The sequence below is a fragment of the Vibrio sp. R-1 genome, assembly GCF_035615595.1.
Lineage (GTDB): Bacteria > Pseudomonadota > Gammaproteobacteria > Enterobacterales > Vibrionaceae > Vibrio > Vibrio cholerae.
In genome coordinates, this window is the sequence record NZ_WPDC01000103.1 from 1 (window position 1) to 10,216 (window position 10,216).

The 10,216-nt window shown below is 49.8% G+C and carries 10 protein-coding genes; 3 read left to right on the plus strand and 7 right to left on the minus strand.

Annotated elements, in window-relative coordinates:
- From GOU96_RS15490 to GOU96_RS15515, 6 genes are all read right to left on the minus strand, one after another.
- Positions 1-237 (minus strand): alpha/beta hydrolase (locus tag GOU96_RS15490; protein WP_324702005.1); only part of this gene is annotated, 237 nt, incomplete at its 3' end.
- A complete protein-coding gene (locus tag GOU96_RS15495) occupies positions 234-791 on the minus strand; it encodes a Slp family lipoprotein (RefSeq protein WP_000781803.1) in 558 nt (185 codons plus the stop codon). The genes GOU96_RS15490 and GOU96_RS15495, both read right to left, overlap by 4 nt.
- A 16-nt stretch (positions 792-807) precedes the next feature.
- A complete protein-coding gene (locus GOU96_RS15500) occupies positions 808-1,113 on the minus strand; it encodes a hypothetical protein (protein ID WP_000253641.1) in 306 nt (101 codons plus the stop codon).
- Between the two features lie 59 nt (positions 1,114-1,172).
- Positions 1,173-1,886 carry a tRNA (adenosine(37)-N6)-threonylcarbamoyltransferase complex dimerization subunit type 1 TsaB gene (tsaB, locus tag GOU96_RS15505; RefSeq protein ID WP_175248019.1) on the minus strand — a complete coding sequence of 238 codons (714 nt, stop codon included), beginning with the start codon at positions 1,884-1,886 and terminating at the stop codon, positions 1,173-1,175.
- Entirely contained in the window at positions 1,883-3,823 is a 1,941-nt protein-coding gene (locus GOU96_RS15510) for an ATP-dependent DNA helicase (protein ID WP_001897475.1), read from the minus strand. Before GOU96_RS15510 ends, tsaB begins: the two co-directional genes overlap by 4 nt.
- A gap of 91 nt (positions 3,824-3,914) precedes the next feature.
- Positions 3,915-4,118 (minus strand): hypothetical protein, encoded by a 204-nt coding sequence (locus tag GOU96_RS15515; protein ID WP_000356701.1) that lies wholly within the window; start codon positions 4,116-4,118, stop codon positions 3,915-3,917.
- Positions 4,119-4,387: 269 nt separating this feature from the next.
- On the opposite strand from GOU96_RS15515, the gene purU reads away from it, so the two are divergent.
- On the plus strand, positions 4,388-5,221 hold the full coding sequence (gene purU / locus GOU96_RS15520; RefSeq protein ID WP_000412706.1) for a formyltetrahydrofolate deformylase: 834 nt from the start codon (positions 4,388-4,390) through the stop codon (positions 5,219-5,221).
- Positions 5,222-5,293: 72 nt separating this feature from the next.
- Here purU and GOU96_RS15525 read toward each other — a convergent pair whose 3' ends face one another.
- Positions 5,294-7,294, minus strand: coding sequence for an NADPH-dependent 2,4-dienoyl-CoA reductase (locus tag GOU96_RS15525; RefSeq protein ID WP_174499665.1), 2,001 nt, complete (start codon positions 7,292-7,294; stop codon positions 5,294-5,296).
- A gap of 229 nt (positions 7,295-7,523) precedes the next feature.
- Here GOU96_RS15525 and sppA point away from each other — a divergent pair, with 229 nt between their 5' ends.
- Positions 7,524-9,374 carry a signal peptide peptidase SppA gene (sppA, locus tag GOU96_RS15530; protein WP_174499664.1) on the plus strand — a complete coding sequence of 617 codons (1,851 nt, stop codon included), beginning with the start codon at positions 7,524-7,526 and terminating at the stop codon, positions 9,372-9,374.
- Positions 9,375-9,490: 116 nt separating this feature from the next.
- A partial coding sequence (gene ansA, locus GOU96_RS15535) for an asparaginase (RefSeq protein WP_324702006.1) occupies positions 9,491-10,216 on the plus strand: 726 nt, incomplete at its 3' end.

A 10,216-nucleotide genomic window follows, 5' to 3' on the forward strand; every position in this document is an offset into this window, starting at 1 on the left:
AAATGCAGAGTAACCCGCTTTGTGGCTAGAGAAACCGTGACCGGGCAGATCAACCGCGCACAGATGCAGCTTAGGTGCCAGCGCATGTAGCGCAGGCATCAGTGACAAGAAACTCGCGGCGTTATCCAGCCAGCCGTGAATAAAAATGACCGAGACTTCGGCCATTTTTGCATTGCCCACTTCAATGGCCGCTAATTGGCCTTGTTCGAGCAGATAAGTGGTTGAAATAGAGTTCATTTAACTTCTTGAATGATCTTACCGTCCCGCTCAGGCATCGTCCGTGGCCAACAGTAGAAACCGCGACAAGGGAACATGTAAGGGCCAATATCATCGACTTCGACTCGCTCTTCCACTCGCCACAAATGGTAACCTTGCGCATTCATCACCGGATAAGTGTGTTCATAGTCACCCACTTTGCCTTGTTCAGATGGTGCGGTTGTACCATAAAGCGTGAGCAAGCGACCTTCCCCATAAGTGATTGGGTCCAAGAATCCCGGCACGTAAGCGACAAAGCGACCTTGTGGCTCTTGATGGATGTTGGGACGCCCTGCGCTATCAATCGGTAAGTTGACCAGCTCAACGCGGGTGCGATCTTTTTGGTTGCTGATGTTGGCAACAACGCCGCCCATTCGAACGGGTGATTGCGTAGCTGGATCGCGCTCAAGCCAAGCCGAATATTGAGTCACAACGCTTTTATCATCGGGATTGCCCAACTCAGGTGGCAAGCTCGCACAAGCAGACAGCAGCAGAGCCATGGTAGGTATGAGTAATTTCAGCACATGCATCTTCATCGAATTCACCTCAGTTTTAGATGTAGATATCGACCCCAAGCAACTGCGCAAGTTCCTCTTTGCGCGCTTGATTCATGACATTCAGGTACTCTTCCATCGCTTTACGACCCCGCCCTTCAGGCAAATCGTACTGCACTTGCGCGCGATGGATATCTGACTCATTGACCTGACGGATCGATTCCGCTACCGCCGTCGCGACTTTGCTGGTCGATGAAACGCTTTTGCCACTCTCGCTCTGACTGACCTCGCCCTTTTTCCCCGTTTTCGAGGTTTTATTGGTGCCGGGCAGTCGCGCCGGAGGTAATCCATTAATTGAAACCATACTGTTCCTATTCGTTTGCGAGTGAGTAAGCGCTCATCTTCTGCCTGACGGTTTTAGCCTTACTCGCGACCCGGCAGTTTTTTCCAAGCCACAGTATCGCGCAGATACACAGGGCTTGCCTGCTCCACACTCACTTTATTGCCTTGCGCTAATTCGAACTGAGCCAAATAAGCCATATCTTGCGCATCAGGGTAAAGCACTTCGCTGGTTTGCAGTTGCAACGGCAGATCCGCCAGTGCGGGATAAGCATCCCAACCCGTTCCGGCGGTCGCCCAAATTTGCTCATCTTGGGTTAAATCATCTTGAGTCAAAGTTTGCGCTAGCAGCGCAGGTGCAATCACACACTCCGCTTCCGCGGCTTGCCAACTGCCATCTTCTTGACGCACATAGCGCCCCCAATACACTTCTTCCATGCGCGCATCAATCGCGCTGGCAACATGGGTTAACCCCTGCACGCGATACGCCGCTTGCGCCATCGCCGCTAAGGTCGAAATGCCAATCATCGGCAGATCTGCCCCAAAGGCTAAACCTTGTGCAATTCCAATGCCAATCCGTACCCCAGTAAAACTTCCCGGGCCACGGCCAAAAGCCAAAGCATCCAATTCTTGTAGCGTTACGCCTGCTTCTTTTAAGACTTCGTCCACCATAGGCAATACTTTTTTGGTGTGATCACGCGGGGCGATTTCACTGCGTGAATAAACGGTATTGCCGACGAGTAGCGCGACGGAACAGCGCTCAGTGGCCGTATCTAAGGCGAGAATTTTTACGCTCATGAGTCTCTCTGATTGATTTCAGTTATAGCTAATTGTTGTAGAAAAGTGGTGACGACGTCCAGATCCCGCGTGCGTGGGATTGGCGGTAAACTGGCGAGAAACACCCCACCATAATCGCGCGTGACCAGTCGATTGTCACAGATGATCAACGCGCCTTTATCATTTTTATCGCGGATCAGCCGCCCCACACCTTGCTTTAAGGTGATCACCGCTTCGGGCAGTTGCACCTGCGCAAATGGATCGCCACCGCGCAAACGACAATCTTCAATCCGCGCTTTGAGAAGCGGGTCATCCGGTGCAGTAAACGGCAATTTGTCGATGATAACACAGCTTAGAGTGTCGCCTCGCACATCGATCCCTTCCCAGAAAGCACCAGTTGCGACCAACAGGGCATTGCCCAGCTCCATAAATTCAGCCAACGTTTTCTGCTTACTGGTTTCTCCTTGCATCAACACTGGCAAGGTCAAACGTTCACGAAAACGCTCGCCTAGATCGCGCATCATGCTGTGCGAGGTACATAAAAAGAAACAGCGCCCTTGGTTATGTTCGATCACTGGCGCGAGCATGCGTACCAGTTTCTCAGCAAGGCCGGGACTGTTCGGCTCGGGTAAATAGCGCGGCACGCATAATACGGCTTGCTGCTGATAATCAAATGGGCTGACCAGCGAAAACTGCGCACTCGGCGTCAGCCCTAGCCGCTCAGTAAAGTGGCTGAAATCTTCGTTGACCGCTAAGGTGGCGGAAGTGAATATCCACGCGCCCTCTTTTAACGCAATCTGTTCACGAAATTTATCTGCTACCGACAGTGGGGTGATGTGCAAACTGAAATGGCGCGGCGTGGTGTCATACCAATAGGAATATCCAGTGACAGAAACATCACACACACGGCGAATGCGGCCTAAGATCAAGGTGGCACGTTCAAATGCCGTATCCAGAAGCTGACTGCGCCCCAAAGCCAGCTTGAGCACATCCAGCGCAAATTGCAGCGCTTCATTGAGCCGTTCCACTTCCCTTGCCACGGTAGGCACTTTCAGCACTTCACGCCAGTTGCCACGATAGCCCGGCTCGCCAAGCACAATGCGCAAATCCATCGCAGCCTGCACTAGCTTATCCGACACTTTTTGTAGCTGGCGCATGTCTTTCGCTTCGGTGCGATAACCGAGTTCAATGTCTTTCGCCAGCTCTTGCACTTGTCGGCTCGATACCGACTGACCAAAATATTGGCTCGCGATGTCCGGCAGTTGGTGCGCTTCATCGAAAATAAACACTTCGGCTTCCGGAATTAACTCACCAAAGCCCGTCTCTTTGATCGCCAAATCGGCCAGAAACAAGTGATGGTTCACCACGACCACATCGGCATCCATCGCGCGACGACGCGCTTTGGAAACAAAGCAGTCTTGGTAGCTGGCACACTCTTTCCCTAAGCAGTTGTCGTTGGTTGAAGTAATGGTTGGGATGATCGGGCTATCTTCCGCCAAATCATCACATTCACCTAAATCGCCGCTCTGGGTACTGGATGCCCAGCTGCGTACTTTCACCAACTGAGTAAGCAGCGTGGGATCAGATTCGGGGGTATGGCTTTCGACCATTTGCCGACTTAGACGGTCAAGACAGAGATAGTTAGCACGCCCTTTAAGCAGAGCGACTTGGCCGAAAAAGCCTAATGCACTGACCATTAAAGGCAAATCGCGATGGAAAAGCTGCTCTTGCAGGTTTTTAGAACCGGTACTGATGATCACCTTTTTGCCACTGAGCAGCGCAGGCACTAAATACGCGAAGGTTTTGCCGGTTCCGGTACCCGCTTCAACCACTAATTGAGATTGGTTGGCGATAGCACTGGCGACCGCTTTCGCCATATCGACTTGTGCTTGTCTGGGTTGAAAGCCCGGAATGGCTTGGCCTAAAGCGCCTTGCTGGGAAAAGGTTTTTTCAATCATGCCAGTTCGTTGTGCAACGGAAATGGCGCGATTATGGCAGGTTTTCAGCAGCGGTGCGAATGACAATCTCATTCACACCGCAGAGAAAGATTTACTTGCGATTGAGATAACGGGCAAGCCAAGGTGGAGCATCATAACCCGATGTCGGGGTGATGGTCATGGCTTTGGCTGCTTCAGAAGGGGAGGCGCGGTTTTCCCACATCTCTTCCAAAATATGCTCATCCATAGGCTGATCCCCGAGCAGTGCCTCTACCCGCTCGACATACAATTTACGTGCGAGAAGTTCTTTATCCATATCCGACCCCTTACTACTCTCAACAATAAGAAACTACCTACTCAATGCACAATGAACCTAAGTATTACTTGGCTAAAGCGATTGAATCTGTCTTGATAATAGATTAATTATAGGTGCGTATTTGCGGGCTGGCTCACCGTTCAGCCGCCGCCGATTTGTTTTTTAGAATGAAAAAATTCGCTAGACCCAGACTGGCTGAAATGGCAAAAAATAGCCTTGTTATTTCAAAGAGAAAGGGGATTTTTATTTTTGCATGGAAGTTGTTATCAATGGAAAAAAAAACCCTGCTGACGCATTGTCCTGATGCGCCGGGACTGATCTCCAAGATCACCAATATTTGTTACAAGCATCAACTCAACATCATCCACAATAATGAATTCGTGGATAATGCCAGCGGTCATTTTTTCATGCGTACCGAATTGGAAGGTTATTTCAATGACGCAACGCTGCTGGCCGACCTCGACCATGCTCTACCTCAAGGTACTAGGCGTAAACTGATCAGTTCGAGCCGCAAACGCATCGTCATTCTGGTGACTAAAGAAGCGCACTGCTTAGGCGATATTTTGATGAAAAACTACGATGGTAGTCTGGATGTGGATATTGCTGCGGTAGTCGGCAACTATGACACGCTGCAACGTTTGACTGAGCGTTTTGATATTCCTTACCACTGTGTGTCCCATGAAGGTTTGTCGCGTGAAGCTCACGAACAGGCACTGTTAGATGTGATTGACCAATATCAGCCAGATTATCTGGTTCTCGCCAAATATATGCGTGTGCTGACACCTGCGTTTGTGGAGCGTTTTCACCATAAAATCATCAATATCCACCACAGTTTCTTGCCCGCTTTTATCGGTGCGAAACCGTATCAGCAAGCCTATGAGCGCGGCGTAAAAATCATTGGTGCAACAGCGCATTTTGTGACGAACGATCTCGATGAAGGGCCGATCATCAAGCAAGACGTGATTCCGGTCGATCATACCTTTAGCGCGCAAGATATGGCGCAAGCTGGGCGCGACGTAGAGAAGAATGTACTCAGTAAGGCTCTCAACAAAGTGCTGAATGATCATGTGTTTGTCTACGGCAACAAAACTGTCATTCTGTAATTTCTATTTTCCAATCGGAAACAACAAAGGGCACCGAAGTGCCCTTTAAATTTGCTGTTTCTTTGTACGGGATTACAAACGCACCGCCAGTTCTACACCTTGACGAATCGCGCGCGCGGCATCCAACTCTCCGGCGACATCCGCCCCACCAATCACATGCAGCTTATCGCCCAGCTCTGCCCACTGCGCCTCAAAAGGACGCACGGATTCTTGACCTGCGCAAATCACCACACTATCAGCATCAATCAGCTCTGATTTTCCATCACGCTCGATATGCAGACCTTGCTCATCGATTTTCTGATACTGCACGCCACCAACCAAATGCACACCGCGTTTTTCTAACGTGCGTTTATGGATCCAGCCCGTGGTTTTACCCGGCCCTTTACCCACCGCGCCTTTGCGCCTTTGCAGCAGCCAGACTTCACGCTCACTGGTTGTCTCAGGATATGGGTACAAACCGCCGGGGTGCTCGATGGCTTTATCAATCCCCCATTCGTATAACCAGTCATCTAAAGTTTGATCTTTCGGCTCGGTGAGCATGCTCGCCACATCCACACCAATACCGCCAGCGCCGACAATCGCGACCTTTTGGCCTACGGGTGTCTTTTCGCGAATTAAGGTTTGGTAATCAACTACTTTTGATGATTCATTGAGCCCCGTTAGGGCGATTTTACGAGGTGTCACGCCCGTGGCGATCACCACTTCATCGTAGCCACGCAGATCGCTAAATTGCACTTCACAACCCAGATGCAACTTCACGCCAGTTTGATCAATCCGGTTAGCAAAATAGCGAATGGTTTCCCGAAACTCTTCTTTGCCGGGGATCTGCATCGCAAGACGGAATTGGCCACCGATTCTGTCGTTGCGTTCAAACAGATCCACTTGATGACCACGCTCTGAAGCGGTCGTCGCAAACGCTAAACCGGCAGGGCCAGCACCGACAACCGCAATTTTTTTGCTCTGTGCGGGTTTAACCACAATCTCAGTTTCATAACAAGCGCGCGGGTTCACCAAGCAGCTCGCACGTTTGCCACGAAAGACGTTGTCCAAACAAGCTTGATTACAACCAATACAGGTATTGATGAGCGCGCTCTGCCCTTCTTGCGCTTTGCGTACAAAATCCGCATCGGCTAAAAACGGGCGCGCCATCGACACCATATCCGCCTGACCACTCGCTAAAATTTTCTCCGCTTGCTCCGGCGTGTTAATGCGGTTACAGGTCACGACAGGCACTTTTAAATAAGGTTTGATCTTCTCCGTCACCCAGCTAAAGGCGGCACGCGGCACTTGGGTCGCTATTGTGGGAATACGCGCTTCATGCCAGCCGATCCCGGTATTGATAATGGTGACCCCCGCCTCTTCTAAGGCTTTGGCAAGCACCACCACCTCTTCAAAAGTGCTGCCCTGCTCCACCAAATCGAGCATCGACAGACGAAAGATAATGATGAACTCTTTGCCAACCGCTTCACGGATAGCTTTAACAATTTCAACCGGAAAACGAATGCGGTTTTGATAGCTGCCACCCCACTCGTCGTAACGCATGTTGGTGCGCTTACAGATGAACTGGTTAATCAAATAGCCTTCTGACCCCATCACTTCGACGCCATCATAGCCCGCCAGTTGTGCAAGCTCTGCGCTATTGGCGAAGTCTTGGATGGTATTGCGGATTTGGCGAGTGCTCATTTCACTCGGGGCAAACTTGGCAATCGGTGCACGAATCGCGGAAGCACTTTGTGAAAATGGATGCATCGCATAACGCCCCGCATGCAGCAGTTGCAAAGCGATTTTAGCGCCATGACGGTGCACCGCTTCTGTCACCACTTTATGGGCTTTGGCATGCTTAGTTTTGCTAAATTCAGCGCTGAATGGGTGCAGACGGCCGCGCAAGTTAGGCGAAAAGCCACCCGTCACAATCAAGCCTACGCCACCTTTGGCTCGTTCTTCATAAAAGGCCGCCAGCTTTTGCAGCCCTTCCTTATTTTCTTCTAAGCCAGTATGCATAGAGCCCATCAACACACGATTTTTGAGCTGAGTAAAACCAAGATCGAGAGGCTGAAATAGATTTGGGTACATAGCGACTTCACTTTGCTTCTTATTGATATGGTCTGACCAGAATATTCTTGCCAATTACAAAAATCAAACAAGTGTTTACATTTGTGTAACAGCGATCAAGGTTACGCTGGTTTGCAAGATTGTTGTTTGCCCCGATCAGATAACGTAGGATGTGGTTCGTTGTGCGCTGATATGCACTAGACATCTGAAGCTTTGGAGTGTTGTGCCACTCCGTTGGTCTGGAGATACCATGAAATCACTATTTCGTTTTGTTGGGCTGATTTTGAAAGGGATTTGGAAAGCGATCACCTTCATCAGGCTGGCACTGACTAACCTTATTTTCTTACTCAGTATTGGCATTATTTACTTTATTTATGTCCACGCTGACGCCCCGCTACCCACCATGGATAAATCCTCGGCACTGGTGCTCAATCTGTCTGGCCCGATTGTTGAGCAGAGTACGCACATCAACCCGATGGACTCCTTTACGGGCTCCGTGTTTGGTGAAGAGCTCCCCCGCGAAAACGTGCTGTTTGATATTGTTGAAACTTTACGCCATGCGAAAAATGACAACAATGTCACCGGGCTTGTGTTGGCTTTAGGAGACATGCCAGAAACCAACTTGACTAAGCTGCGTTATATCGCCAAAGCGATCAACGAATTCAAAGTCTCTGGTAAGCCTGTGTTTGCGGTTGGGGATTTTTATAATCAGAGCCAATATTACTTGGCGAGTTATGCGGACAAAATCTACCTCGCTCCAGATGGTGCCGTACTGCTAAAAGGTTACAGCGCCTACTCCATGTACTACAAAACTCTGCTTGAGAAATTGGATGTCACCACTCACGTCTTTCGTGTCGGCACCTACAAATCGGCAATTGAGCCTTTTGTGCGTGATGATATGTCTGATGCGGCTCGTGAATCCGCTTCTCGCTGGCTCACTCAGTTGTGGAGTGCGTACGTCGATGATGTCGCGGCCAATCGCCAAATTGAGATCAAAACCCTTACTCCAAGCATGGAGCAGTTTGTCGCTCAGTTGAAAGAAGTGAATGGTGACTTAGCTGCACTGTCCAAAAAAGTCGGTCTCGTCGATGAACTGGCGACTCGTCAGCAAGTTCGCCAAACGTTAGCGGAAACTTTTGGTAGCGATGGAAAAGACAGTTATAACGCCATCGGTTACTACGAATACAAAACCACCATTAAGCCAACGACACTGACCGATGCCAACGATATTGCGATTGTCGTCGCGAGCGGTGCGATTATGGATGGCTCACAACCACGTGGTACCGTGGGTGGCGATACCGTGGCTGGATTACTGCGCGAAGCTCGTAACGACAGCAATGTAAAAGCGGTCGTACTGCGTGTCGATAGCCCAGGAGGCAGCGCGTTTGCTTCCGAAGTGATCCGCAATGAAATTGAAGCTCTGAAAGCGGCGGGGAAACCTGTGGTGGTGTCGATGTCAAGCCTTGCCGCTTCCGGTGGTTACTGGATTTCGATGAGCGCAGATAAGATTGTCGCCCAACCGACCACACTGACAGGTTCAATCGGTATTTTCAGCGTGATCACTACCTTCGAGAAAGGACTGAACAACCTTGGTATTTATACTGATGGTGTTGGTACAACGCCTTTTTCAGGACAAGGCCTGACCACGGGGCTCACCCAAGGTGCAAAAGATGCGATTCAACTGGGTATTGAACACGGTTATCAGCGCTTTATTTCTTTGGTTGCAGAGAAACGTGGCCTGACCTTAAAAGCAGTGGATGAACTGGCTCAGGGCCGAGTCTGGACTGCGCAAGATGCTCAAACCCTCGGTTTAGTCGATCAGTTGGGTGATTTTGATGATGCCGTACATTTGGCAGCGGATCTGGCACAATTGGATCAATACAACCTGTACTGGGTTGAAGAGCCACTCACTCCAGCCCAGCAATTTTTACAAGATCTGCTCGGACAAGTACGTGTCAGCTTAGGTTTGGATGTCTCCACTCTCTTGCCAAAATCACTGCAACCCTTGGCAGTAGAGTGGCAACAACAAACGTCGCTGCTCAATCAATTGAATGATCCTAAAGGGCAATATGCGTTCTGTCTGCCCTGCCAAGTAGAATAGTCTACGCGGTCACAACCCTTGATATACCGAGGCGCTTTGCAAGAAGCGCCTCTTTTTATTGCAAGAGTTTTCGCTATAATCGCCGCTCTGTTCCCTACACTGAGTGATTTCTCGCTATGGCAAGAAAACATATTTATATCGCCTATACAGGCGGCACCATTGGCATGAAAAAATCGGATCACGGCTACGTTCCTGTTGCAGGGTTTATGGAAAAGCAATTAGCCAGCATGCCCGAGTTTCACCGTCCAGAAATGCCTCTGTTTACCATTCATGAATACGATCCTTTGATGGATTCATCTGACATGACGCCTGCTGATTGGCAGCTTATTGCTGACGATATTGCGGCCAACTACGACAAATACGACGGCTTTGTAATCCTCCACGGTACGGATACCATGGCTTACACAGCTTCAGCACTGTCGTTCATGTTCGAAAACTTAGGCAAACCTGTGATTGTCACAGGCTCACAAATTCCACTGGCGGATCTGCGTTCTGACGGCCAAGCCAACTTGCTCAATGCCTTGCACGTCGCAGCCAATTACCCAATCAATGAAGTGACCCTATTCTTCAATAATCGTTTGATGCGTGGCAACCGCAGCCGCAAATCACACGCCGACGGTTTTAGTGCTTTCAGCTCGCCAAACCTGCCACCTCTATTGGAAGCAGGCATCAATATTGAATTGAGCACCAACGTCAAAGTGGATGAAAAACCGAGTGGTGAGTTCAAAGTCAACCCGATCACGCCACAACCGATTGGTGTGATTACCATGTACCCTGGCATTTCTCATGAGGTGATCCGCAATACCCTATTGCAACCTGTGAATGCGATGATCCTGCTCACC